The sequence below is a fragment of the Streptomyces sp. DG2A-72 genome, assembly GCF_030499575.1.
In the GTDB taxonomy this organism is placed as follows: Bacteria; Actinomycetota; Actinomycetes; order Streptomycetales; family Streptomycetaceae; genus Streptomyces.
In genome coordinates this window covers 2954299-2978982 of the sequence record NZ_JASTLC010000001.1, presented here as the reverse complement: position 1 = coordinate 2978982, position 24684 = coordinate 2954299, and the positions used below count along the sequence as shown (strand labels likewise).

General features: G+C 70.2%; 23 protein-coding genes and 2 pseudogenes. 11 read left to right on the top strand and 14 right to left on the bottom strand.

Translation table 11 applies throughout. From position 1 onward, the window contains the following. Nucleotides 1-53: 53 nt before the first annotated feature. From QQY66_RS14315 to QQY66_RS14305, 3 genes are all read left to right on the top strand, one after another. Complete coding sequence (locus QQY66_RS14315) at nucleotides 54-527, top strand: carboxymuconolactone decarboxylase family protein (protein WP_301979763.1); 474 nt, start codon at nucleotides 54-56, stop codon at nucleotides 525-527. A gap of 333 nt (nucleotides 528-860) precedes the next feature. Next, on the top strand, nucleotides 861-1805 hold the full coding sequence (locus QQY66_RS14310; protein WP_301979761.1) for a TauD/TfdA family dioxygenase: 945 nt from the start codon (nucleotides 861-863) through the stop codon (nucleotides 1803-1805). A 61-nt stretch (nucleotides 1806-1866) separates the two neighbouring features. Then, nucleotides 1867-2661, top strand: coding sequence for an EI24 domain-containing protein (locus tag QQY66_RS14305; protein WP_301979760.1), 795 nt, complete (start codon nucleotides 1867-1869; stop codon nucleotides 2659-2661). 33 nt (nucleotides 2662-2694) lie between these two features. Here QQY66_RS14305 and QQY66_RS14300 read toward each other — a convergent pair. Both QQY66_RS14300 and QQY66_RS14295 read right to left on the bottom strand, forming a co-directional pair. Then, nucleotides 2695-3932, bottom strand: a pseudogene (locus tag QQY66_RS14300) (pyroglutamyl peptidase). A 73-nt stretch (nucleotides 3933-4005) separates the two neighbouring features. Beyond that, nucleotides 4006-4949, bottom strand: a pseudogene (locus tag QQY66_RS14295) (LysR family transcriptional regulator). Here QQY66_RS14295 and QQY66_RS14290 point away from each other — a divergent pair. Together QQY66_RS14290 and QQY66_RS14285 are read left to right on the top strand one after the other, a co-directional pair. Then, nucleotides 4948-5268 carry a RidA family protein gene (locus tag QQY66_RS14290; RefSeq protein ID WP_301979758.1) on the top strand — a complete coding sequence of 107 codons (321 nt, stop codon included), beginning with the start codon at nucleotides 4948-4950 and terminating at the stop codon, nucleotides 5266-5268. The pseudogene QQY66_RS14295 and the gene QQY66_RS14290 sit on opposite strands and share 2 nt — an antisense overlap. A 131-nt stretch (nucleotides 5269-5399) precedes the next feature. Continuing rightward, nucleotides 5400-7832: a glycoside hydrolase family 3 protein gene (locus QQY66_RS14285; protein WP_301979757.1), complete on the top strand. Its 2433-nt coding sequence runs from the start codon at nucleotides 5400-5402 to the stop codon at nucleotides 7830-7832. An 89-nt stretch (nucleotides 7833-7921) separates the two neighbouring features. Here the strand turns inward: QQY66_RS14285 and QQY66_RS14280 are convergent, their stop codons facing one another. Together QQY66_RS14280 and QQY66_RS14275 are read right to left on the bottom strand one after the other, a co-directional pair. Then, entirely contained in the window at nucleotides 7922-8890 is a 969-nt protein-coding gene (locus tag QQY66_RS14280; RefSeq protein WP_301979755.1) for an aldose epimerase family protein, read from the bottom strand. 50 nt (nucleotides 8891-8940) lie between these two features. Beyond that, nucleotides 8941-9840, bottom strand: a complete 900-nt coding sequence (locus QQY66_RS14275) for an SGNH/GDSL hydrolase family protein (protein ID WP_301979753.1) — start codon at nucleotides 9838-9840, stop codon at nucleotides 8941-8943. 257 nt (nucleotides 9841-10097) lie between these two features. Between QQY66_RS14275 and QQY66_RS14270 the strand changes: the two genes are divergently transcribed. Then, nucleotides 10098-10592: a DUF3145 domain-containing protein gene (locus tag QQY66_RS14270; RefSeq protein ID WP_210573945.1), complete on the top strand. Its 495-nt coding sequence runs from the start codon at nucleotides 10098-10100 to the stop codon at nucleotides 10590-10592. Nucleotides 10593-10764: 172 nt separating this feature from the next. On the opposite strand, the gene QQY66_RS14265 is transcribed toward QQY66_RS14270, so the two are convergent. The 5 genes from QQY66_RS14265 to fasR form a co-directional block, all read right to left on the bottom strand. Beyond that, nucleotides 10765-12060, bottom strand: a complete 1296-nt coding sequence (locus tag QQY66_RS14265) for a beta-ketoacyl synthase (RefSeq protein WP_301979750.1) — start codon at nucleotides 12058-12060, stop codon at nucleotides 10765-10767. A gap of 107 nt (nucleotides 12061-12167) precedes the next feature. Further along, entirely contained in the window at nucleotides 12168-12416 is a 249-nt protein-coding gene (locus tag QQY66_RS14260) for an acyl carrier protein (RefSeq protein ID WP_004001566.1), read from the bottom strand. Between the two features lie 77 nt (nucleotides 12417-12493). Continuing rightward, a complete protein-coding gene (locus QQY66_RS14255) occupies nucleotides 12494-13495 on the bottom strand; it encodes a ketoacyl-ACP synthase III (protein WP_301979739.1) in 1002 nt (333 codons plus the stop codon). Between the two features lie 22 nt (nucleotides 13496-13517). Further along, complete coding sequence (locus tag QQY66_RS14250; protein ID WP_301979737.1) at nucleotides 13518-14435, bottom strand: ACP S-malonyltransferase; 918 nt, start codon at nucleotides 14433-14435, stop codon at nucleotides 13518-13520. Nucleotides 14436-14524: 89 nt separating this feature from the next. Then, a complete protein-coding gene (fasR, locus tag QQY66_RS14245) occupies nucleotides 14525-15730 on the bottom strand; it encodes a fatty acid biosynthesis transcriptional regulator FasR (RefSeq protein WP_301979735.1) in 1206 nt (401 codons plus the stop codon). A 137-nt stretch (nucleotides 15731-15867) separates the two neighbouring features. Between fasR and QQY66_RS14240 the strand changes: the two genes are divergently transcribed. Continuing rightward, nucleotides 15868-16527 (top strand): pirin family protein, encoded by a 660-nt coding sequence (locus QQY66_RS14240; protein ID WP_301987311.1) that lies wholly within the window; start codon nucleotides 15868-15870, stop codon nucleotides 16525-16527. 7 nt (nucleotides 16528-16534) lie between these two features. On the opposite strand, the gene QQY66_RS14235 is transcribed toward QQY66_RS14240, so the two are convergent. Together QQY66_RS14235 and QQY66_RS14230 are read right to left on the bottom strand one after the other, a co-directional pair. Further along, nucleotides 16535-17353, bottom strand: a complete 819-nt coding sequence (locus QQY66_RS14235; RefSeq protein ID WP_301979734.1) for a serine hydrolase — start codon at nucleotides 17351-17353, stop codon at nucleotides 16535-16537. Between the two features lie 18 nt (nucleotides 17354-17371). Further along, on the bottom strand, nucleotides 17372-17842 hold the full coding sequence (locus QQY66_RS14230; protein WP_301979732.1) for a GNAT family N-acetyltransferase: 471 nt from the start codon (nucleotides 17840-17842) through the stop codon (nucleotides 17372-17374). A 94-nt stretch (nucleotides 17843-17936) separates the two neighbouring features. Here QQY66_RS14230 and QQY66_RS14225 point away from each other — a divergent pair, with 94 nt between their 5' ends. Then, the gene (locus tag QQY66_RS14225; RefSeq protein WP_301979731.1) at nucleotides 17937-18401 is read left to right on the top strand and encodes a MerR family transcriptional regulator; all 465 of its coding nucleotides are present in this window, start codon (nucleotides 17937-17939) and stop codon (nucleotides 18399-18401) included. Then, nucleotides 18398-19420 carry an aldo/keto reductase gene (locus QQY66_RS14220; RefSeq protein ID WP_301979729.1) on the top strand — a complete coding sequence of 341 codons (1023 nt, stop codon included), beginning with the start codon at nucleotides 18398-18400 and terminating at the stop codon, nucleotides 19418-19420. Before QQY66_RS14225 ends, QQY66_RS14220 begins: the two co-directional genes overlap by 4 nt. An 84-nt stretch (nucleotides 19421-19504) precedes the next feature. On the opposite strand, the gene QQY66_RS14215 is transcribed toward QQY66_RS14220, so the two are convergent. The 3 genes from QQY66_RS14215 to QQY66_RS14205 form a co-directional block, all read right to left on the bottom strand. Further along, on the bottom strand, nucleotides 19505-20362 hold the full coding sequence (locus QQY66_RS14215) for a DUF4429 domain-containing protein (RefSeq protein ID WP_301987309.1): 858 nt from the start codon (nucleotides 20360-20362) through the stop codon (nucleotides 19505-19507). 58 nt (nucleotides 20363-20420) lie between these two features. Further along, nucleotides 20421-21638 carry an alpha/beta hydrolase gene (locus tag QQY66_RS14210; RefSeq protein WP_301979728.1) on the bottom strand — a complete coding sequence of 406 codons (1218 nt, stop codon included), beginning with the start codon at nucleotides 21636-21638 and terminating at the stop codon, nucleotides 20421-20423. Between the two features lie 83 nt (nucleotides 21639-21721). Next, complete coding sequence (locus QQY66_RS14205) at nucleotides 21722-22348, bottom strand: TetR family transcriptional regulator (protein WP_301979726.1); 627 nt, start codon at nucleotides 22346-22348, stop codon at nucleotides 21722-21724. Between the two features lie 66 nt (nucleotides 22349-22414). Between QQY66_RS14205 and QQY66_RS14200 the strand changes: the two genes are divergently transcribed. Beyond that, nucleotides 22415-24034 carry an MFS transporter gene (locus tag QQY66_RS14200; protein ID WP_301979723.1) on the top strand — a complete coding sequence of 540 codons (1620 nt, stop codon included), beginning with the start codon at nucleotides 22415-22417 and terminating at the stop codon, nucleotides 24032-24034. 267 nt (nucleotides 24035-24301) lie between these two features. Continuing rightward, nucleotides 24302-24607, top strand: a complete 306-nt coding sequence (locus tag QQY66_RS14195) for a small hydrophobic protein (RefSeq protein ID WP_301979722.1) — start codon at nucleotides 24302-24304, stop codon at nucleotides 24605-24607. Nucleotides 24608-24684 lie beyond the last annotated feature (77 nt).

The window sequence follows — 24684 nt, the reverse complement described above, 5'->3', positions numbered from 1 at the left end:
GGGGTCGTTCCGTCATAGCTGTGTAGCCAACAACAACGGCGGAGGAGATCACCATGACTGCCCGACTGGACGCCTTCAAGAGCCCGACCATCATGAAGACCTTCAAGCACATCACCGCGGCGACCACGGTGCTCAAGGACTCGACGCTGCCGGCCGCGACACAGGAGCTCGTGAAGCTCCGTGCCAGCCAGATCAACGGATGCGGCTTCTGCACCGACATGCACTTCAAGGACGCCGTCGCCGCCGGTGAGACCCCCGAGCGTCTCAATCTGGTCGCGGCCTGGCGGGAGGCCACGGTCTTCACCGAGGCCGAGCGGGCCGCGCTGGAACTGGCGGAGCAGGGCACCCGCATCGCGGACGCGGCCGGCGGTGTCACGGACGAGGCCTGGGAGAATGCCGCCAAGCACTACGACGAGGAGGAGCTGGCCGCCCTGGTGTGCGGGATCGCCCTCATCAACACCTTCAACCGGGCGAACGTCATGCTCCAGATGCCCGCCGGCGACTACCAGCCCGGCCAGTTCGGATAGCCGGGAGCGTCCGCCCGCCCCGGTGACCGGTCACCGGGGCGGCGCGCCATTGACAGGGCAAAGGGGGGCCCACACAATCGTCGACATGATCGAGTACCGGTTCGACACGACGACGGGGCCTCTGCGTGCCCCTGATCGGACCGGGTGCGAACGCTCCGGTCGCTAGTCGAGTTGCCGCCGAGCCGTGTGCTCGCCGCGCGCAACGCCCTTCGTTCGCGACGCTCCAAGGCACACGTCTCGCGTCGGCCGTCGTCTGCGGCCGTCTTCTGCCATGGACAACTTCAGCCATGGACGACTTCTGCCATGGACAACGCGAACGAGGAGAGACACTCCATGACCGTGACCGTCCCATCCGCCGTACCGCCGACGGTGCTGCGCGAAGCACGCGTGCCCGAGGGCGGGATGTACGAGGGTGCGCGCACGCTGCGGCGGCTGCCCGAAGGGTGGCAGGAACGGCCGTATCAGCACCTTGAGCTTGTGCCGCAGGGCTGCACCATCGGGGCCGAGGTGACAGGCGCCGACCTGTCGCGTCCGCTCGACCCCGCCCTGCGCGAGGAGCTGAACCGCGCCCTGCTGGAGTGGAAGGTCCTCTTCTTCCGTGCTCAGCACCTCACCTCCGCGCAGCAGCGTGACTTCGCCCGTAACTGGGGGGAGTTGGAGACCAACCCGCTGCTCGCCCGCGGATCCAGCGAGGACGTGGTGCGCTTCGACAAGGGTGGCGAAGCCACGCCCACCTTCGAGAACGTCTGGCACGCCAACGTCACCTTCCGTGAGCGGCCCGCGCTCGGTGCCGTGCTGCAGCTGCGCGAGGTCCCGCCGTTCGGCGGGGACACCATGTGGGCGGACATGGCCGCCGCGTACGACAACCTGCCGCAGGACGTGAAGGACCGCATCGACGGCGCCACCGCCGTGCACGACTTCATCCCCGGATTCGCCCGCTTCTACGGCCCCGAGCGCCTCGCCCCCCATCAGGACGAGTTCCCGCCCGTGGAGCACCCGGTGGTGCGCACCCATCCGGAAACCGGCCGCCGGCTGCTGTTCGTCAACACCTCGTTCACCACCCGGATCACGGGCATGGAGCGCGAGGAGAGCGACCGGCTGCTGCGCATCCTCTTCCAGCAGGCGCACGTTCCGGAGTACCAGGTGCGGTTCCGCTGGCAGCCCGGAGACGTCGCCTTCTGGGACAACCGCGCCACACAGCACTACGCGGTGAACGACTACGGCTCGCACCGCCGGGTCGCCGAACGCGTCGCCATCGCCGGCGACCGCCCCTTCTGACCCCGCCCACTCCCCACGGCCCACCCCGTCACTGTCAGTGCGTGCCGCTAGAGTTTTCTCCATGCGCGATCTTGGGGTGGGCTTCAACTACCTGCTGAAGGGCCAACGCTGGGTGGCCCGGCATGGCAAGCAGTACGGCTTCGGGCTGGTCCCGGGCCTGATAACGCTCGTCCTCTATGCGGCGGCGCTGGTCTCGCTGGCGCTGTGGGGCGAGGACTTCGTGGCGTGGGCGACGCCCTTCGCCGACGACTGGTCCAGCCCTTGGCTCGGCCTGTTCCGCGGCTTCCTCACCGCCGTCCTGTTCGCCCTCGGCCTGCTCCTCGCCGTCCTCACCTTCACCGCGGTCACCCTCCTGATCGGCCAGCCCTTCTACGAGAACCTCTCCGAGAAGGTCGACCGGGACGTCTCCCCGGACGGCACCGCACCGGAGTCCGGCCTGCCGCTCTGGCGCGAGCTGTGGATCTCGGGCCGCGACAGCCTGAGAGTCCTCATACGGGCCGCGCTCTGGGGCATCCTGCTCTTCGCCTGCGGCTTCATCCCGGTGGTCGGCCAGACGGTCGTCCCGGTGATCGGCTTCTTCGTCACCGGCTTCTTCCTCACCGAGGAACTCACCTCCGTCGCCCTCCAGCGCCGCTGCGTCGACCTGCGCGACCGCCTCACCCTGCTCCGCTCCCGCAAGACCCTGGTCTGGGGCTTCGGCACCCCCCTCGCGCTGGCCTTCGTGGTCCCGTTCGTCGCGGTGTTCCTGATGCCGGGCGCGGTCGCGGGCGCCACGCTGATGGCCCGCGACCTGGCCGGCGAGGAGACCGTCGAGGACGGCGCCGCAGATTCCGAGGAGGAGGAAGTCACCCAGTGATCGCCCAGTGATCGCCCAGTGATCAGTCAGTGATCACTCGTTGACGGCCACCGTCAGGATCGCCCGCACCTGACCGATGATGTCCAGCCGGTTCCGCACGAACTCGGGGTCGGTGACCGCCCCCGTCGCCGGGTCGGTGTTGCCCGTGCCGAACTGCAGCACCGGCGTGTGCACATGCCCGCCCGGCAGCGAGTCGTGCAGCCCCAGCCGGTCCCGCAACAGCGTGGCCCGGTAGGCGATCTCGTTGGACAGGTAGTTGCCGCCGCCCCCGGCACGCGCCGTCGACCCGGGCGTCGGTCCGTCCGGCCGCACGACGGGCTCGGTGCCACCGCCGGGATCTCGGTCACGCTCGTGTTGTCGTAGACGGGGAACCGCCCGGTGCTCGCGGCCACGATCGCGGCATACGGCAGGCTGGTCGACGTCCACTGCGGCTGCGAGGCCGGGTCGGTGACCGGGATCGTCTCGGCCGTACCGGTGTTCTCGTTGTCCAGCGAGCCGCCCCGCCAGGCCCCGTTGGTCCGCTCGATGTCGAACCGCCCGACCCGGCCCTGACTCACGGTCGTGAACAGGTCCACCTTCGGCAGATAGGGCCGTAGCGTCCGCTCGACCGTCCCTGCCGCGAAGTCCCGCCAGCGCACCGGGAACACGGCGGTCTCGATCCGTGCCGGACCGTCCGCCGTCTCGATCACCGTGCCGTCGAGGGCCAGCGCGGTCGCCCCGGACGGGTTGGAGATCCGGATGTCCCGGTCCAGCGTGAACGGGTCGAACCCGGTGACCAGAACCCGCTTGATTCCCTTGCCCTGCGGATACCGGATGGCGGTCTGCCCGCGAGAACTCCGCTCCAACTCCTCGATCAGCCGGGCCCGTTGGGCGCCACTGAGCCCGAACTCCGGCTCCCAGGTGCGCACTTCCCGGGTCATCCCCAGCCGCGCCCAGTACAGCGGCCGGTCGTCGTCCCGGCTCAGATCCCCGCCGGCCGGCGCCCGACCCTGTGCCCGAGCCACGGCCCGCCGCCACAGCGCCGAACCCTCCCGTACGACGGTCCGGCGGGCCTGGGCATACGTCTCCGTCGCCGCGAGCGCTCGCGCGAACTCCGGCGCCACCGTGTCGAATCCGGAACGCCTGAGGATCTCCTGCGGTTGCGCCTTGTCCAGCCGCAGCTCCTCGACAGTCGGGGCCGGGGCTGTGTCCGCCGTCGCCGTCGTCGGGGCGGCGAGCCCCGCCAGCAGGGCGAGTCCGAGTACGCCGATCCGAACACGTATGGAATTCAAGGGAGTCAGGTCCTTCCGTCGCCGTGGGGAAGCGTGCTCGGCAGTATGGCGTGACGGGAGGAGCATGGGTAGATCATTGAGGGGAGGCGGCCAACTCGGCCGCCACTTCCCGCAGCACCCCGATGAACCCCTCCGCCGCCGGTGACAGCGAACGCCCCCGCACCGTCGCCGCATACACCGCCCGCGCCGGAGCCCCCTCGTCGAGCACCGGCAGCAGTGCCACGTCCGGGCGCACGGACTCGGCGGCCAGCGCCGGGACCAGGGTCACGCCGAGGCCCGCGGCGACGTGGCCCAGCTTGGCGGTCCACTCGCCGACGACATGGGCGACGCGGGGGCGGAAGCCCTGGCGCAGGGCCGCGTCGAGGAGCGTGCCCTCGGGGCGGGAGCCGCCGGAGATCCAGTCGGCGTCGGCGAGTCGGTCGAGGCGGACGGGGCCCGATGGTTCACCAGGGGGTGGTCGGCGGGGACGGCGACGTACAGGGACTCGTCGAGGAGGTGGTGGAGTTCGTAGGCGTCGAGTGGCGCGCCGCCCGTCGTCGAGACGACCGCCAGATCGAGGTGGCCGGCGGTGAGGCGGTCCAGGAGGACCGGTGTGAAGCCCTCCTCGCGGGTGACCAGGACGCCGGGGTGGCGGGCGCGGAACCCGGCCGGCGCCCGGGGCACCAGCGCCGCGTCGGCCGTCGCGAACGCCCCGAACCGCAGCCGCCCGCCCGCCACCTCCCGCAGCGCCGCCGGCTCACGCGCGGCACCGTGCAGCGCCGCTACGACCGCCTCCGCGTGCGGCACCAGGACCCGGCCCGCCTCCGTCAGCCGTACACCCCTCGGCAGCCGGTCGAACAGCGGCGCCCCGCCCAGCGCCGCCTCCAGCGAGGAGACCTGCCGGGACACCGCGGACTGCGTCCAGCCGAGCGTGCGCGCGGCCACGGTGAACGAGCCGTTCCGGGCAACCTCCAGGAACACGCGCAGCCACACGGTCGAGAGGTCGGCGGGCTCGCTGGAATGATGCTGGTTCGGCATGGCAGCCATGCTGGACATTCGCTCGTCGCATCGCGGCCCCGAGCCTGGCGTCGGGGACATGAAGGTCACTCTCGACAACCCGCCGTCCGCGCCGCAGCTCTCCGGACAGGTCGCCGACGGAGCCGACCTCGCCGCTCAGAGCCGCGGCGTCTTCGAGGCCATCGAGGCGCTGCTCAGGGCCCACGGAGCCACGCTCGCCGACATCATCAACATCCGCACCTACCTGACCGACATCGGCAAACCGCACGAATACGGCGCGGTCCGCCGCGAGTTCCTCACCGGCACGGCGCCCACCAGCATGGCTCTTCTTTGCGGCTGAACCGCCGCCGCTCTCGCGGACGTGGTTGCTCGCCGTGGGGGTTGCTCAATTGATGGTTGCGGTTTTGTGTCCTTCGCAGGTCGCCGAGGAAGGATGGAGACGGGCACGGACTTCAATGAGGAGGCACCGCGATGGTGGGAACCCCGGCCGATCAGTCGCGCGAGGAGGTCGTCGAGGCCGCGCTTGCCAGGCTCGGCCTCGACGCGAAGGCACGGCTGCTCGCCGGTCAGGACATGTGGACCCTGCCCGGACTCCCCGAGATCGGGTTGAAGTCCCTGGTGATGTCGGACGGCCCGATCGGCGTTCGTGGTGTGCGCTGGACCGCCGACGACCCCTCCATCGCCCTGCCGTCCCCGACCGCCCTCGCCGCCGCCTGGGATCCGGAACTCGCCCGCAGGGCAGGGGTGTTGCTCGCCCAGGAGGCCCGCCGCAAGGGCGTTCACCTCCTGCTCGCCCCCACGGTCAACCTGCATCGCTCCCCGCTCGGCGGCCGGCACTTCGAGGCCTACAGCGAGGACCCGTACCTCACCGGCCTGATCGGCGCTGGCTATGTGAACGGCGTCCAGTCCGGCGGCGTCGGTACCACCGCCAAGCACTTCGTCGCCAACGACGCCGAGACCGATCGCTTCACGGTGAACAACCTGGTCTCCGAACGCGCTCTGCGCGAGCTGTACTTGGCGCCCTTCGAGACCATCGTCGACAACGCCCACCCCTGGAGCATCATGACCGCGTACAACACGGTCAACGGCACGACGATGACCGAGCACCGCTACCTGGTGAACGAGATCCTGCGCGGCGAATGGGGCTTCGACGGCTGCAACGTCTCCGACTGGATGGCCGCCCGGTCGACCGTCGGTGCCATCGAAGGCGGCCTCGACGTCGCCATGCCCGGCCCGGACACGGTGTACGGCGAGGCCCTCGCGGCGGCCGTGAGGGACGGCAAGGTCGACGAGGCCACGGTCGACGCCGCCGTACGCAATGTCCTGCGCCTCGCGGCCCGCGTAGGCATCCTGGAAGGCGCCGAGCCGGTCGTCACCGAACTCCCGGAGACCGTCGACGGCATCGAGCTGGCCCGCGAGATCGCCCGCCGCGCCTTCGTCCTCGTACGCAACCAGGGAGCCCTGCCCCTGCGGCCCAAGGGCACAGTGGCACTCATCGGCGCCGCCGCCCGCGACGCCCGTGTCCTCGGCGGCGGCTCCGCCACCGTCTTCCCGTCCCGGATCGTCTCCCCGCTCGACGGCCTCACCGCCGCGCTTCCCGAGGGCACCCTGACCTACACCGTCGGCGCCGCCCTGGACACCGAACTCTCCGTCTTCGACACGGGCTTCGAACTGCGTGCGATCTGCCGCGACGCCGACGGAAACGTCATCGGCTCCGACTCCGCCCCGGGCGGCCAGCTCAAGTGGATGGGCCCGTCGGCCCTGCCCGAGGGCGTCACCTACGAGCAGCTGCACACCGTCGAGCTCACCGGCACCTTCACGCCGCGCGAGAGCGGGCTCCACACCTTCGGCATCCAGGGCATCGGCACCTTCACGCTCACCATCGGCGGCACGACGTACTTCGACGACGTCCAGAACCCCGCCAAGGACGACCCCTTCATCACCTTCTTCGGCGGGCCCACACCCCGCGCCCAGGCAGAACTCACCGCCGGTGAACCGGTCGACGTCTCCCTCACCTACGTCACCGAACGGCCCGAGGGCCTCCCGATGCGGGCGATCATCTTCGCCCTTGCCCACCAGGACCCGCAGCGCGACCCCGACGAGCTGATCGCCGAGGCCGTGGCAGCGGCACGCGACGCCGACACGGCGGTCGTCGTGGTCGCCACGACCGAGCGCGTCGAGTCCGAGGGCTTCGACCGGGCGGACCTGCGCCTGCCCGGCCGCCAGGACGACCTGGTGCGCGCGGTCGCCGCCGCCAACCCGAACACGGTCGTGGTGGTGAACTCCGGCTCCCCGGTGGAGCTGCCGTGGCGCGACGACGTGGCCGCGGTCCTGCTCAGCTGGTTCCCCGGCCAGGAGGGCGGCGCGGCCCTGGCGGACGTGCTCACCGGCGCCCACGAGCCCGGCGGCCGCCTGCCCACCACCTGGGGTTCGCTCACCGACGCCCCGGTCACCCAGGTCGTCCCGTCCGACGGTGAACTCCCTTACACCGAGGGCGTGTTCATCGGCTACCGCGCCTGGGAGAAGGAGGGCCGCAGCCCGTCGTACGCCTTCGGCCACGGCCTCGGCTACACCGACTGGACGTACGAGTCCGTCGAGGTCACGGGCACGACGGTCCGGGTCCGGGTGCGCAACTGCGGCGAGCGCCCGGGCCGCGAGGTCGTCCAGGTCTACCTCGCGCCCAGCGAGCCCGACGCCGAGCGCCCGGCGCGCTGGCTGGCCGGCTTCGCGGGCGTCGAGGCCGCGCCCGGTGAGAGCGCCGAGGTGACCGTGGAACTCCCGCGCCGCATGTTCGAGATCTGGGACGAGATGACCATGTCGTGGTCGTTTGTGAAGGGTTCGTACGAGATCCAGGTCGGCCGCTCGATCACGGACCGTCGTCTCACCGCGACGATTAACGTCTGAGGCGGGACGGGACTTCGGGACGAGTCTTCCCACGAGCAGCCCCGGTCCGGGACCTGACACCCGGGCCGGGGCTCGTGCGTTCCCAGGGACTAGCTCACCGAGAAGCCGTACACCGTTTGCGACCGGAACACCTCACCCGGCCGCAGCACCGTGCTCGGGAACTCCGGTCGGTTGGGGGAGTCCGGGAAGTGCTGGGTCTCCAGGGCGATGCCGTCGCCGGGGGAGAAGGGCTCGCTCAGATGGTCGGCGGTGTAGAGCTGGAGGCCGGGCTCGGTGGTCGCGACCGTCAGCGTCCGCCCGGACGCGGGGTCGTACAGCTCGGCCACGCGCTCGGGGGCCGATGTCACTCCCTTGTCGAGCACGAAGTTGTGGTCGTAGCCGGCGCCGACCTTGCGCTCCGTACGGAAGTCGAAGCGGGTGTCCTCGACGGGGGCGACACCGGTCGGGATCAGATCCGCGTCGACCGGTGTGAACCGCGAGGCGGCGATCCGCAGCTCATGCCCGCCCGCGTTCCCCGCACCGCTCAGGTTCCAGTACGAGTGGTTCGTCAGGTTCACGATGGTCGGCGCGTCGGTGACGGCCTCGTACGCGATCGACAGCGAGCCAGCGCCATCCAGCGTGTACGTCGCCGAGACGTCGAGCCGTCCCGGGAAGCCCTCCTCGCCGTGCGGGCTGACGCGTGCGAGCCGCACCCCGTGCTCGACCGGCGTCACGTCCCACACCCGCTTGTCGAAGCCGCGCCCGCCGCCGTGCAGCGAGTTGGGCCCGTTGTTCGGCTCCAGCGCGTATGTCACGCCGTCCAGCGGGAAGCCGCCGCCCGCGATCCGGTTCGCGTACCGCCCGATGAGCGCGCCGAAATACGGCCCCGGGTGCGCCGTATATCCGTCGAGGTCCGCGAACCCCAGCACCACGTTCCCCGGTCGCCCCTCCCGGTCCGGCACCTCCACCGACTGCACGATCCCGCCGTACGACAGAATCCGCACGCGTACGTTCGCACGCTCCAGGGTCCAGCGGTGGACAGGGGTGCCGTCGGAAAGTGTGCCGAAGAGTTCGTTCATGATCGGAACTCTAATTCGGAAACCCCGGCTCACGCCTTCGAGCCCCCTGCTCATGCCTTCTTCGCGGTGACCGTGCGATAGGCAATCTCCGCCAGCCGCGCCTGTCCGTTCACACTCGGGTGGAACCAGTCCCAGTGGCTCAGCTGCTCCGTACCGAACCGGTACTCGTACACCGCGCCGCCGTCGAAGCGGCAGTACCGGTCCTTCTCACACACCTCCTCCAGCACCTCGTTGTACGCCTCCACCCGGTCCTGCACCGTGTCCCGCCGCAGGGTCGCCGCCGCGTCCAGAGCGTCCGCGTCGTCCAGCATCGAGGGGCAGATCCCGAGCTTCCACACCTGCTTGCCCAGCGGGTTGCTCCGCCCCTCGGACCACAGCCGCTTCAGGTCCGGCACGCTCGCCACATACACCTGGGCCTTGGGCAGAGAAGTGCGCAGCGTGCTCATCGCGTCCTTGAACTGGGTGCGGAAGTCGGCCACCGAGGTCATCGCCGACGTGGTCGCGCGACAGGCGTCGTTCGCCCCCGCCATCACCGCCACCAACTGCGGCTTCCGCGTCACCGCCTGCGCCATCTGCCCGGCCACGTCCGCCATCAGCGCCCCGGTCCGGGCGTAGTTCCAGCTGCGCTTTGCGGCCTGCGTCCGGCCCAGCAGCCGTACGGCGAGGCTGTCCACGTCCTCTCTGCTGCCGGTCGCCCAGGAGGCCTCGGGGCAGTCCGACAGGACCGAGCACGCGTCGAAACCCCGGGTGATGGAGTCGCCCACCGCGGCGACCGAGCTCGGGCTGCGGTCCCACGTCGGGGTCGGCCTCGGGGACGGCTTCCCCTGCTTGGCCTCGGTGCCTCCCGGAGCCGGCGAGTCGCCACCGGCGGCGTCGCACCCCGCGACACCCAGGACGGCCGTCACCAGAACGGCGAGAACAGCCGTCGAACGGCCGCTGCGCTTCCGCATCCCCTGGTGATCCCCTCGCTCGACATGCAATGCTCCTCCCCCATAACAACGCGCGGGAGTTCCCGACCGCGCGAGAAGCAACGCCGCGCACCCGTACAAGCGTCCTGCCGGGTGAATGGCGGGCGTTTCACGGCACCGGGACCGACGGTACGTCACACTCCTTGCGCCGCCGCACGGTAGCCTCGCCATCAAACGTGGCTGGAGCCACTGCCGTTCCGCCAGTTCGCAAAGATGGTCCGCTCTGCCCGGAGGTCCCGGTGACGACACGTGGAGTTCTGTACGTGCACTCCGCGCCGCGCGCGCTGTGCCCGCATGTCGAGTGGGCCGTGGCCGGGGTGCTCGGCACACGCGTCAGCCTCGACTGGATCCGGCAGCCCGCGGCCCCCGGCACCTGGCGCTCCGAGTTCTCCTGGCAGGCCGAGGCCGGCACCGCCTCCAAACTGGCGTCCGCCCTGCGCGGCTGGCACCTCCTGCGGTTCGAAGTCACCGCCGAGCCCTGCCCCACCGCCGAGGGCGAGCGCTACAGCTGCACCCCCGACCTCGGCATCTTCCACGCCGTCACCGGCATCCACGGCGACATCCTCATCCCCGAAGACCGCCTCAGGGCAGCCCTCGTCCGCTCCCAGCGGGGGGAGACGGACTTGGAGGCCGAACTGTCCAAGCTCCTGGGCAAGCCGTGGGACGACGAACTGGAGCCGTTCAGGTACGCGGGCGAGGGAGCCCCGGTGAGGTGGCTGCACCAGGTCGTCTAGAGGGACTTGGGCGGCAACGCCCTGAAGGGGCGCGGGGCTGTATCGATATGCGGCTCCGCCGCGTGGGCGCGACCAGCTCCCACCGACCGGCAGTCGGCCGACAACAGATCCAGCAACGGCGAATGGCCCGACCTCCGCCTGGAGACCGGGCCACTTTCAGCTAACGGCGACTTCACACCGTACGGAACGCCAGCACCACGTTGTGCCCGCCGAAGCCGAACGAGTCGTTCAGCGCGGCGATCCGGCCCTCGACCGGCAGCTTCCGGGCCTCGCCGCGCACCACGTCCGCGTTGGCCTCGGCCTCGGGGTCGAGGTTCTCGACGTTGATGGTCGGCGGAGCCAGCCGGTGGTACAGGGCCAGCACCGTCGCGACCGACTCCACGCCGCCCGCGCCGCCCAGCAGATGCCCGGTCATCGACTTGGTCGCGGAGACCGCCATGTGGTCCGTGTCGTCGCCGAACACCTTCCGCAGCGCCTTCAGCTCGGCCACGTCACCGGCCGGCGTGGACGTCGCGTGCGCGTTGACGTGCATGATCTCGGCCGGGTTCAGGTCGGTGTTGTCGAGCAGGTTCTGCAGCGCGTGCGAGATACCGCGCCCTTCCGGCTCGGGCTGCACGATGTCGTGGCTGTCGGCGGAGATACCCTGCCCGACCGCCTCGGCGTACACCCGCGCACCGCGCTTCGCGGCGTGCTCGGCGGACTCCAGGACGATCACGCCGGCGCCCTCGCCGAGGACGAAGCCGTCACGGGCCACGTCGTACGGACGGGACGCGCCCTCGGGATCGTCGTTGTTCTTGGACATCGCCATCATGTTGCCGAACGCGGCGATGGGCAGCGGATGGATCGCCGCCTCCGTACCACCCGCGACGACGACGTCGGCGCGGCCGGAGCGGATCATCTCGATGGCGTAGCCGATGGCCTCGGCGCCGGAGGCACACGCGGAGACCGGCGTGTGCACGCCCGCGCGGGCGCCCACGGCCAGACCCACGTTGGCGGAGGGGCCGTTCGGCATCAGCATGGGGACGGTGTGCGGGGAGACGCGGCGGACGCCCTTCTCCTTGAGCACGTCGTACTGGTCGAGCAGGGTCGTCACGCCGCCGATGCCGGAGGCGATGACCGCGCCGAGCCGGTCGGGGTCGACGGTGCCCGCCGCGGTAGCGGCTGATGTCGCAGTCTCACCGGCCTTGGCGGTGAAACCGGCGTCCGCCCAGGCCTCCTGGGCGGCGATCAGCGCGAACTGCGCCGACCGGTCCAGGCGGCGGGCCTGCGGCCGTGGAATGACCTCGGAAGGCTCCACGGCGACCGGGGCCGCGATACGGACGGCCTGCTCGGCCGCCCAGTCCTGCTCCAGGGGCTTGACGCCGGACTTGCCGGCGATCAGGCCCTCCCAGGTAGAGGCTGCGTCGCCACCCAGCGGTGTGGTTGCGCCGATACCGGTGACGACCACGGTGCGATTGGTCGGGCTCACGGGAATTCTTTCTCCAACGGATCCGAGGAGGACAACCCCCGCTCATCGCGGGGACAACGGCGCCACCGCCGGGTGGCGGGGCCTTGCAGTCAGGGCTACGGGGTGAGTCAGCCCTGGTGCTTGAGGATGTAGTCGGTCGCGTCGCCGACCGTCTTGAGGTTCTTGACGTCCTCGTCCGGGATCTTGACGTCGAAGCGCTCTTCGGCGGCGACGACGACCTCGACCATGGACAGCGAGTCGACGTCCAGGTCGTCGGTGAAGGACTTGTCCAGCTGGACGTCCTCAACCGGGATGCCGGCGATCTCGTTCACGATGTCGGCGAGACCGGCGACGATCTCTTCCTGAGTGGCGGCCATGTCAGGCGCTCCTTCTATGTATCCAGAGGGTGTGGCGTTGGTTTCCGTGCCGGACCGGGTGATCCGGCACGGAGTGCCTAGGGGAGGGTAACGACCGTGGCGGCGTAGACGAGACCCGCCCCGAATCCGATGACGAGCGCGGTGTCGCCGCTCTTCGCCTCGCCGGTCGCCAGAAGCCGCTCCATCGCGAGCGGAATCGAGGCGGCCGAGGTGTTGCCGGTGGTGCGAACATCACGGGCGACCGTGACGTGCTCCGGCAGTTTCAGCGTCTTCACCATCGAGTCGATGATCCGCTCGTTGGCCTGGTGCGGAATGAAGACGTCCAGGTCGTCCGGGGTGATTCCGGCCGCGTCCAGCGCCTGCTGGGCGACCTTCGCCATCTCGAACACGGCCCAGCGGAACACCGCCTGGCCCTCCTGCGTGATCGCAGGGAACTTGGCGACCTCGCCGTTGCGGAAGTCCGTCCACGGCACCGTCTGCTTGATCGTCTCGGACTTGTCGCCCTCCGAGCCCCAGACCGTCGGGCCGATCGCCGGTTCCTGGGCGGGGCCGACCACGACCGCGCCCGCACCGTCACCGAAGAGGAACGCGGTGGCCCGGTCCTCCAGGTCGGTCAGGTCCGACAGCCGCTCGACGCCGATGACGAGGACGTACTCCGCGGAACCCTCGACGATCATGCCCTTGGCGAGCGTGAGGCCGTAGCCGAAGCCCGCGCAGCCCGCCGAGATGTCGAACGCGGCGGCCTTGTCGGTGCCGAGCTTGTCGGCGATCTCGGTGGCGACGGCCGGGGTCTGGCTGAAGTGCGAGACGGTCGAGACGACCACGGCGCCGATCTGCTCGGCGGAGATCCCGGCGTCGGCGATCGCCTTGCCGGACGCCTCGATCGACATCGCGGCCACTGTCTCCTCGTCGGAGGCCCAGTGCCGGGTCTCGATGCCGGAGCGCGAACGGATCCACTCGTCGGACGAGTCGATCTTCTCGAGGATCACCTCGTTCGGCACGACCCGGGTGGGACGGTAACCGCCCACGCCGAGAATGCACGCGTACGGGGCGCCCTTGCTGGGCTTGATCTTCGACATGTTCGTTACGGCTCCTTAGGCGTCAGGCGTCGGCGTGCTCGGCGATGAGCTCGCGGGCCGCGTCGAGGTCGTCGGGGGTCTTCAGGGCCAGCGTCTTGACGCCGGGGAGCGCGCGCTTGGCGAGGCCGGTGAGCGTGCCGCCGGGGCAGACCTCCAGGAGCGCGGTGACGCCCAGCTCCTTGAAGGTCTCCATGCACAGGTCCCAGCGGACGGGGTTCGCGACCTGGCCGACGAGGCGTTCGAGCACCTCGGCGCCGGTCGCGACGGCCTGGCCGTCCTTGTTCGAAACGTAGGTGATCCCGGGGTCGCCGGGCGTCAGGTCCGCGGCGGCCTTGGCCAGCACGTCGACCGCCGGAGCCATGTGATGCGTGTGGAAGGCGCCGGCCACCTTCAGCGCGACGACCTTGCGTACGCCCTCGGGCTTGTCCTCGGCGAGCGCGGCGAGCTGCTCCAGCGTGCCCGCGGCGACGATCTGACCGGCGCCGTTGACGTTCGCCGGGGTCAGGCCCAGCTTCTCCAGATGCGCCACCGACACCTCGGGGTCGCCGCCGAGCAGCGCCGACATACCCGTCTCGGTGACCGCGGCGGCGTCGGCCATGGCCAGACCCCGCTTGCGTACGAGGGCCAGCGCGGCGGTGTCGTCGAGGATGCCGGCGAAGGAGGCGGCGGTGATCTCGCCGACGCTGTGACCGGCGACCGCGCCGGGCGCGATGTCACCCAGTGCTGCGGCGGAGAGGATTCCGGCCGCGACCAGCAGCGGCTGGGCCACGGCGGTGTCACGGATCGCGTCCGCGTCGGCCTGTGTGCCGTAGTGGGCGAGGTCCAGTCCGATGGCGTCCGACCACGCGGCGACGCGGTCCGCGGCACCGGGCAGTTCGAGCCAGGGGGTCAGGAAGCCGGGCGTCTGGGCGCCTTGGCCGGGAGCGACGAGTACGAGCACTCTCACACTCTCTCTTGGGGACGGCCACGGCCGCCCGTGGGGACAGGGACGAAGAACGCGAAGGGGTTTTGTAGGCCCCCGACAAAAGGCTAGGACTGCGGATCTCCATCGGCCAGACGCCCCAGGATCAGCGCGATCCGCAACGTGAACGCCGACCGTACATCTGATGGCGACCAGCCGGTGACGTCAGTCACACGTCGGAGCCGGTAGCGCACGGTGTTGGGATGGACGAACAGCATGCGCGCGGCGCCTTCGAGGCTGCTCGCCTGCTCGAGATAGACGGAGAGCGTCTCCAGGAGCGCGGAACCGGCTTCCTCCAGCGGTCTGTAGATCTCCTCCACCAGCTGCTCGCGAGCGCTCGGGTCCCCGGCCATCGCGCGCTCCGGCAGCAGATCGTCGGCCAGCACCGGCCGCGGGGCGTCCTGCCAGGCAGAACACGCCTTCAGCCCGGCCGCGGCGGCCTGCGCGGACCGGGTCGCGGCCAGCAGATCCGGTACGACGGGACCCGCCACCACCGGCCCGGCGGCATACGGCCCGATCAGCGACTTGGCCACCGCGAGGGGGTTGTCGCTGCCGCCCGCGATCACCACCAGCCGGTCCCCGAGCACCCCGGTGAGCACCTGCAACTTGGCGTGCCGGGCCGCCCGCCGGATCGCCTCCACGGTCAACTCACTGTCACCGTCCGGCGCCGTACCCAACACCACGCACACATGCTCGGGAGCGTTCCAGCCGAGGGCGGCGGCGCGGGATACCGCACCCTCGTCGGCCTCCCCGCTGAGGACGGCGTTCACGACCAGCGACTCCAGGCGTGCGTCCCAGGCACCGCGTGCCTCGGCGGCCTGGGCGTAGACCTGGGCGGTGGCGAAGGCGATCTCGCGGGCGTAGACGAGCAGGGCTTCTCGCAGCACGTTCTCGTCGCCGGGAGCGGCCACCTCGTCGATCGCGGACTCCATGACCTCGATGGTGGTGCGCACCATCTCGACGGTCTGGCGGAGGGTGATGGCCCGGGTCAGCTCGCGCGGCGCGGTTCCGAACACGTCGGTGGAGATCGCCTGGGGGGCGTCGGGGTGCCGGAACCACTCGGTGAACGCGGCGATGCCCGCCTGGGCCACCAGACCGATCCAGGAACGGTTCTCCGGGGGCATGGCCCGGTACCACGGCAGCGTCTCGTCCATGCGCGCGATGGCTTGCGCGGCGAGACTTCCCGACGACTTCTCCAGCCGCTTGAGGGTTGCGGGGTGGGGGTGGGAGCCGGGGCTGGTGGCGGGTGGCTTGCTGGATTCGGGTTCGGGCACGGGACAAGACTGCCTTATCGGATGGCTCGGTCGCCTACGGGGGCGCTTAATGCCGGTGTCCTCGCGGCCGGCGCATGGGACCAGTGGAGGTTGGTGGGCCCTTGCCGCTTGCTGGATGTGGCTACGGTGGGGGCGTGATGGACGTACGGCGTGCGACGGACCGCTACCGGGGAGGCGAGGCCGCGGCCGGGATCGAGTCTTGGCACGCCTTCTCCTTCGGGCCGCATTACGACCCCGACAATCTTCGCTTCGGGCCGGTGATCGCCTGTAATGAGGAGCACCTGGCCCCCGGCGCCGGTTTCGACGAGCACCCGCACAGCCATACCGAGCTGGTGACCTGGGTTGTCGAGGGGGAGCTGACGCACCGTGACTCGCAGGGGCACGAGACGGTGATCCGGCCCGGCGATGTTCAGCGGCTCAGTTCGGCGGCCGGGGTGCGTCATGTCGAGCGGAACGACGGTACCGAGCCGCTCACGTTCGTGCAGATGTGGCTGGCACCTCTGGAGCCGGGCGGTGATCCCGCCTACGAGACCGTGCGCGGCATCGCGGACTCCACGCCGTATGCCGTTCCCGAGGCGGGGGCGATGCTGCATGTGCGCCGGCTGTCGGCGGGGGAGCGTACGGCGGTGCCGGATGCGCCTTTGACGTACGTGCATGTGGTGCGCGGGACCGTCCGGCTCGGTCCGCATGAGCTGGGGCCGGGGGACGCGGTGCGGGCCGCCGGCGAGAAGGATCTCGAACTTCTTGCCGTGTCCGCGCCGGCCGAGGTGCTGGTGTGGGAACTTCCTGATAAGTAGGCGGAGTTCAGCGGGCTTCGGTCAGCACCGCGTCCGTGAACGCCGGCCACACCTCGACCGCCCAGGGGCCGAAGGCCCGGTCCGTGAGGGCGACGCAGGCCAGCCGGACGTCCGGGTCGATCCAGAGGAACGTACCGGACTGGCCGAAGTGGCCGAAGGTGCGCGGCGAGGAGGAAGTGCCGGTCCAGTGGGGGGACTTGGAGTCACGGATCTCGAAGCCGAGGCCCCAGTCGTTGGGGTTCTGGTGTCCGTATCCCGGCAGGACGCCCTTGGTGCCCGGGTACTGGACGGTCATGGCCGCGGCGACCGTGCGGGGGTCGAGGAGGCGGGGGGCCTGGACCTCGGCGGCGAAGCGCGCGAGGTCGTCGACGGTCGAGACGCCGTCCTTCGCCGGGGAGCCCTCCAGCGTCGTCGACGTCATGCCCAGCGGCTCCAGCACCGCCTGTCGCAGATACTCGGCGAAGGGGATGTCCGTGGCCTTCGCGATGTGGTCGCCGAGCTGCTCGAAACCCGCGTTGGAGTACAGCCGCCGCTCGCCGGGTGCGGAGGTGACGCGGTGTTCGTCGAAGGCGAGCCCGGAGGTGTGGGCGAGGAGGTGACGGACGGTCGAGCCGGGCGGGCCGGCCGGTTCGTCGAGTTCGATGCCGCCCTCCTCGTACGCGACGAGGGCGGCGTATGCGGCGAGCGGCTTGGTGACCGAGGCGAGAGGGAACGGGTGTCCGGTCGGGCCGTGGGACCCGAGGACGGTGCCGTCGGCTCGTACGACGGCCGCCGCGGCGGTGGAAACCGGCCAGTTCTCGATCAACGCGAGGCTCTTGAAGGACATGCGTCGAGCGTAAGCCGCTCAGAACTTGAGCCGCATGAAGGGGTCCTTCGTACGCGCGAAGCCCAGCGAGGCGTACAGCGGCTCGGCATCCTCGGAGGCGGTGAGATCCACCTGCCCGACGCCCCGCTCCCGGAACCACTCCAGCAGCTCCGCCATGCACGCGCGTGAGTACCCCCGGCGCCGCGCGTCCGGATCCGTGGCGACGCTGAAGACGAAACCGACCCGCCCGTGCGGATTCCCGGCCTTTCCGATGCGGTACTCGACCGTCCCGGCCACCAGGGCCGCCAGCGCCCCCGGCCGCTCCGCATGGTCGACGACGAACGCGACGAAGTCCCCGTTGGCGTCGGCGAGCCGGTGCCGGAGGGTGGGGAGCGACTCCGCATGCCAGTCCGTGCCGGACCCTGTGGAGAACACGGAATCGATCATGATCTGACGCAGACGGAGCACTTCCTCCGCGTCCTCGGTTGTGGCACGGCGTACGAGACTCATGGCCCGCACGCTAATCACAACAGCCCGTGGAGTCTTGCCGATTTCTCACGGCCGGCTTGCCTGGAGTGCACTCCAAGGCCATAGCGTTGAGGCCATGACGGTGATGGACACCACGAGTACCAGGGCCGACACCTGCGCGGGCCCGCCGCATGTCGATCGGCGGCCGGACGGCCAGGACAGCTACACGATCAGCGAGGTCGCCGCGTTCACCGGTCTGACCGCGCACACTCTGCGCTGGTACGAGCGCATCGGTCTGATGCCGCACATCGACCGCTCGCACACCGGCCAGCGCCGCTACAGCAACCGCGACCTGGACTGGCTCGACCTCGTCGGCAAGCTCCGGCTCACCGGCATGCCGGTCGCCGACATGGTGCGGTACGCCGAGCTGGTACGCGAGGGCGACCACACCTACAGCGAGCGGTACGAACTCCTCGAAGCGACCCGACGGGACGTACGCGCCCGGATCGCGGAACTCCAGGACACCCTCGCCGTACTCGACCGGAAGATCAACTTCTATGCGGACGCCGGGCGTGCCCTGGCGTCGGAGAGGCCCCGATGACCGACAGCACCAGGATCCCCACGACCCGACTGGGCGGGCACGGCGGCCCCGAGGTCGGCGTCCAGGGCCTCGGCTGCATGGGAATGAGCTTCGCCTACGGCCCGACGGACGAGAAGGAGTCCCGGGCCACCCTGGAGCGGGCGCTGGAACTGGGCGTGACCCTCTACGACACGGCGGACGCGTACGGCGCCGGGGAGAACGAGAAGTTCCTGTCCCCCTTCTTCAAGGCCCACCGCGACGAACTCGTCATCGCCACCAAGTTCGCCCTGTCGATCCCGCCGGACGACCCGACGCGGCGCATCATCCGCAACGACCCGCCGTACATCCGCCAGGCCGTCGAGGCGAGCCTGCAGCGCCTGGACGTCGACGTCATCGACCTCTACTACATGCATCGCCGGGACGTGAGCGTCCCCATCGAGGAGACCGTCGGCGTCATGGCCGAACTGGTCCGCGAGGGCAAGGTCAAGCACCTGGGCCTGAGCGAGGTGACGGCCGCCGAACTGCGCACCGCCCACGCCGTCCACCCCATCGCGGCCGTGCAGTCCGAGTGGTCGTTGTTCAGCCGCGACATCGAGGCGAACGTGATTCCCGCGGCCCGCGACCTGGGCGTGGCGCTCGTGCCGTACTCCCCGCTCGGCCGGGGCTTCCTCACGGGCTCCTTCGCCGCCGCCGACAAGGACCTGACGCCCGACGACTTCCGCCGCCGGCAGCCCCGCTTCACCGGCGACAACGCTGCCGCCAACGTGACGCTCCTGAACCCGATCCGCACAGTCGCCGACTCCCACGGCGCCTCCCTCGGCCAGATCGCCCTCGCCTGGGTCCACCAACAGGCAGCCCTGCACGGCCTCCCCGCGGTCCCGATCCCGGGCACCCGCAAGCCGAGCCGGGTGGAGGAGAACACGGCGGCGACGAGGATCGTGCTGGGCGAGGAGGACATGGCGTTGCTGGAACCGATCGCCGGGAAGGTGGCGGGCGACAGGTACGCGGACATGTCGTTCGCTTCTGCGGGCAGGGAGTAGTGCAACGCCCGTAGGGGCGCGGGGAACTGCGCGAGCAACCCACCACAACCCGCGCCCAACCACCGGGGGTACTTGGCAGACGCTCTATAGCTCTGCCAACAACTCCGCCTTCTTGGAAGAGAACTCCTCATCCGTCACCAGCCCAGCCTGATGCAGTTCCCCGAGGTGACGGATCCGCTCGGCGATATCCGCAGGATCCCGGCGCGGCGCTGCCGCAGCCGGGACAGCCGCCACCCCCGCGGAGCGAACCGCCGCGAGTACCGCCGCCGCAAACGGCAACGACTCATGCACAGGCCCGTACCCCAGCCCGAACACCACAGCCCCGGGATCCTGATCAGCCTGCGCAGGCGGCTCAGCGACATCACGCCGCAGCAACCGCAGATACCCCTCGAAGACCTCCGGCGACCGCCACTCGACCCCACTCAGGTCGCCGACGGCGAACGTCTGGTCCCCGGCCTTCCACTTCGCGGACGACGCCCCGGTCCAGAACCACCGGAACGACACCGAACGCCCATCGAAGGACGCCTTCGCGTCGTACGCCTTGAAGGCCCGCGGAGCATCCGGCGCGGCCACCAGATACCGTTCCGCCGGCCCGCTCTCGGTCAGTGCGGCCCGCAGCTCGTCGGCGTAGTACTCGGCCAGCGTCTCCTTGTCGGCCGGCAACACCAGCCGGTAGGGATCGCTGCCCTCCTTCAGCTGGCCGGCGGCCGCCTCCAGCAGCGGATCCGCGCCCGGCCGCGGCTCGGCCCGCAGGATCACTGTGCCGCGCTTGCCGTGGGTGAGCGTCACCCCCTGCAGAGCTGCGAGCGGCACGCGCCGCTCGCCGAGCACCTGGAACAGCTTGGGTGTTCGAATCCCCCGTTCGTAACGGATGAGCACGGAGTCGGACTCGAACTCCCAGGCGGCATGAAATCCGGCCAGTACGTCACCCATGCGGCTCATCGTATGCGGCACGAGCCCCTTCGTCCCCTCCCCGCGCAAACCGCAGTTTCTTGCGCCTCTACGCGCGTCCGGCCGTGGCGCTGTCGGACAAACCCGTCCGGCAGCCTTCGTCATCGTCGGCGCAGTGCACCGAGTGGTACGCGCCAATTCCGATCTCGGCGAAGTTCAGCAGACTCTCCGTACCGGGCTCGAAGTAGCCGCCGTGTCCCTTCGCGTCCCGCGCCCCCAGCACCCGCGCCCCGAACGCACGGGACATCGGGTCGGCACCGTGCCCCAGCCCGCCGAGCTCCAGGTAGGGCACGTCCTCGATCCAGTCGTCGGCGTCCCGCATCGCCCACACATGAGCGGAGGTGCGCAGATGGGACGCCTTGGCGACCCGCATGCCGGGGCTGCCGGCCACGGCTATGTCGGCCACCCGGCCGGGCAGCGTGTGCGCGGCGAGCCCGCACACCACGGAGCCGTAGCTGTGGCAGAACAGCGAGATGGCCGAGCGTCCCGGCAGCGCCCTGACCAGTGAGTTCAGTCGTACAGCTCCCTCCGCGGCGCGTGTCGCGGTGGCCGAGTCGATGCCGAGACCGGCGGGGGCGGTGTAGTCGGCCCAGGCGATCACGGCCGTACGCGTCGAAGGGCTCGCCTCGCGTTCGGCGTTGTAGAGGGATTCGGCCATACCGGCGGCCGCCGTGTACTTGCGGGCCGTCTTCTGGAAGGAGAGCAGGTCTGTGTCGACACCGGGCACGACAACGGAGACGCGCGCGGCCGTGTTCAGGTTGCCGAAGACCTCGGCGACCCGCCCCCCGCCCGCGGGGTCGAAGGCGAGGATCTTGCGGTCGGTCTGCATCAGCGACTCGAGGCGGTGCATACGGCGCCCCGCCTCCAGCTGCCCGTCGAGCGTCAGGCGCTCGTCGTGCATGCGTTTCCGCTCGACCTTGCGTGCCTGGCCGATGGCGATCCGGTTGGCGCGATAGCGCAGCTCGACCGGGGCGCCGTTCATATTGCCGACCGCGAGGGAATAGCGCTGCGCGAGGTCGATGCGCTGCGCCGCGGTGAGCGTGGCGAAGAAGCGGGTGAGCAGGGCGGGACCGGCGTCCGGGTCGGGGAGTCGGTGACCGTTGACACGGCCGTGCTCCCACGCGGTGACCGAGGCCTGGAGCGGGGTGGACGTCCGCTCGTGGCGCAGGGCGGTCCAGCCCGTGGTCGCCAGCATCACGAACACCACGGCCAGCGCGAGCAGTGCGCGCCAGACGTTCAATTGGGGAGAGGTGTCGAAGGAAGTCACTGGGAGGACACACTAGGAGAACGAGACGGTCTCGCGTTAACCAAGTGACGGGGATCACGTTTGGGGGTTACGTGACGATGACCTCAGTTCGTTCGCCAGTTCCCCATCAGCGTCGGCCCCAGCTGTTCCAGGTAGGTGGCGGTCAGCTCGCGCATCGCCGTCGGGCTGAAGTCGTCCCCCTCGGACCACATCCGCTCCGTGACCCTCATGACCGAGCCGAAGACCGCCACGACGAGACGTGGTCGCGGATCGGCGTCCATGTCGAGCCCTTCGCGCTCGGCGATGATGCGGGCGATCTCCTCCTCCAGCTCCGCCGAGCGCCGCAGATGGGCGGCGAGCAGGGAGGGTGTCGATTCGATCATCCGGTAGACGCGCATGTGCAGTTCGAGCGGCACCACTTCCTCGATGGCCTCGCCGATGGTGTCCCAGCTCTCCAGGACGGCCCGGCGCAGCGCCTCCAGCGGAGCCTCGTGGGGCGGGCGGGCTCGTACGGCGTCGATGAAGCGGGACTCGGCGAGGCGTGCGGCGAAGAAGGCGGCCTCCTCCTTGCTCGCGAAGTAGCGGAAGAAGGTGCGCTGCGAGACCTCGACGGCCTCGGCGATGTCGTCGACGGTCGTCTGCTCGTACCCGCGCGTGGTGAACAGTTCGAGCGCGGCGCGTAGCAGCGCGTCCCGGGTGCGCTGCTTCTTGCGCTCGCGCAGTGTTTCCATGTGTGTCAGTTACCGGCTTGTGAATTGGTTTGTCAATTGTCAGTGGCTGTCATTAGCCTCGAACGCATGACTAGTCAGACCACCATCGACAAGACGGGGCCGGGGGACAAAGCATCACAAGCCCCGTCGGACGCGAGCCCGGCCAAGGGGCTGCGCGGCCACCCGTGGTTCACCCTCATAACCGTCGCTGTCGGCGTCATGATGGTGGCCCTCGACGGCACCATCGTCGCCATCGCCAACCCGGCCATCCAGCAGGACCTCGGCGCCACCTTCGCCGAGGTCCAGTGGATCACCAACGGCTACTTCCTCGCCCTCGCGGTCTCCCTGATCACCGCGGGCAAGCTCGGCGACCGCTTCGGCCACCGCCAGACCTTCCTGATCGGCGTCGTCGGCTTCGCCGCCGCGTCCGGCGCCATCGGCCTGTCCAGCAGCATCGCGCTCGTGGTCACCTTCCGCGTCCTGCAGGGACTGTTCGGCGCCTTGCTGATGCCGGCCGCGCTCGGCCTGCTGCGGGCGACCTTCCCGGCCGAGAAGCTCAACATGGCCATCGGTATCTGGGGCATGGTCATCGGCGCCTCCACCGCCGGCGGCCCGATCCTCGGCGGTGTCCTGGTCGAGCACGTCAACTGGCAGTCGGTGTTCTTCATCAACGTGCCCGTCGGCATCCTGGCCGTCGCCCTGGGCGCGTGGATCCTCCTCGATCACCGCGCTGAGAACGCGCCGCGCTCCTTCGACCTCCTCGGCATCGGCCTGCTCTCGGGCGCGATGTTCTGCCTGGTCTGGGCGCTGATCAATGCGCCAGAGTGGGGCTGGGGCGCGGGGAAGACCTGGCTGTTCATGGCGGTGTCGGTGGTGGGCTTCGTGCTGTTCGCGCTGTGGGAGAAGAGGGTCAAGGAACCGCTGATCCCGCTGGCCCTGTTCCGCTCGATCCCGCTGTCCGCGGGTGTGGTCCTGATGGTCCTGATGGCCATCGCGTTCATGGGCGGCCTGTTCTTCGTGACGTTCTACTTGCAGAACGTGCACGGTATGGGCCCGATCGACGCCGGTCTGCACCTGCTCCCGCTCACCGGGATGATGATCGTCGGCTCCCCGCTGGCGGGCGCGATGATCACCAAGCTCGGCCCGCGCGTGCCGCTGGCCGGCGGCATGGCGTGCACCGCCATCGCCATGTACGGCATGTCGACGCTGGAGACGGACACCGGCAGCGGCCTCATGTCGCTCTGGTTCGCCCTGCTGGGCCTCGGCCTCGCGCCGGTCATGGTCGGCGCCACCGAGGTCATCGTCGGCAACGCCGCGATGGAGCTCTCCGGCGTCGCGGGCGGCCTCCAGCAGGCCGCGATGCAGATCGGCGGCAGCCTCGGTACGGCCGTGCTGGGCGCCGTGATGGCCTCCAAGGTCGACAGCGACCTCGCGGGCAACTGGGCGGACGCGGGCCTTCCGCAGCTCACTCCGGCACAGGAGGCCCAGGCCTCCGAAGCGGTCCAGGTCGGCATGGCCCCGATCGCCAAGGGCACGCCGGAGGCGATCGCCGCGAAGATCACCGACGTGGCCCACGACACCTTCATCTCCGGCATGAGCCTGGCGTCCCTGGTGGCGGCGGGAGTTGCCGCGGTGGCCGTGCTGGTCGCGTTTCTCACGAAGCGCGGCGAGAACGCGGAGGCGGGAGCGGGGGCGGCCCACATCTAGGCGCTCAACACTGCGGAATCTACGGCGATTTCGCCCATCAGGGTGACAACGCTAAAGATTCCTCGCACCCGGCACGCGCCACGGTTCACAGTGGTCACGTCCTTCGTGCGGCATGTTCCAGAGGCAAGTTCGTACGACGAGAAGGGCGACCGGGACTGCGGCGCGCTGCCGGAGGGGGGCGGCGCGCCGCAGTCCCGCAGGGTTAGAAAGGGCACCGGGGGTACTCGTCCCGCCGACCGAACCGATCGACGGGCCCCGGGAGTTGACATGGCGGGCTTCGGACACGGAACGCGCAGGTACCCCCGCTCACGTGGCCGGACGTGGTCACGGACCGGGCCGGATCGCGCGACCCTCGGCATCATCGGAGCGATCTGCGCCATCGCCGGCTTCTTCACCCTGGGCATCATCCTCGGCCCCGTGGCCATGGCCTGCGGCTGGCTCTCCATGGGCCGAACCTGGTCAACAGCCCGCCCACTCCCGGCCCTCATCGCCCTAGTCCTCGGCGTGATCGACACCCTCCTGGCCATCCTCTGGCTAGCAGGCACAACAACCCCAGGCCAGGGCCTGCTCTAGCGCTCCGCTGGAGGCAGCGTGACAAAGCTGCGGGCCGGTGGGGGCTGGTCGCGCAGTTCCCCGCGCCCCTAGGTCGG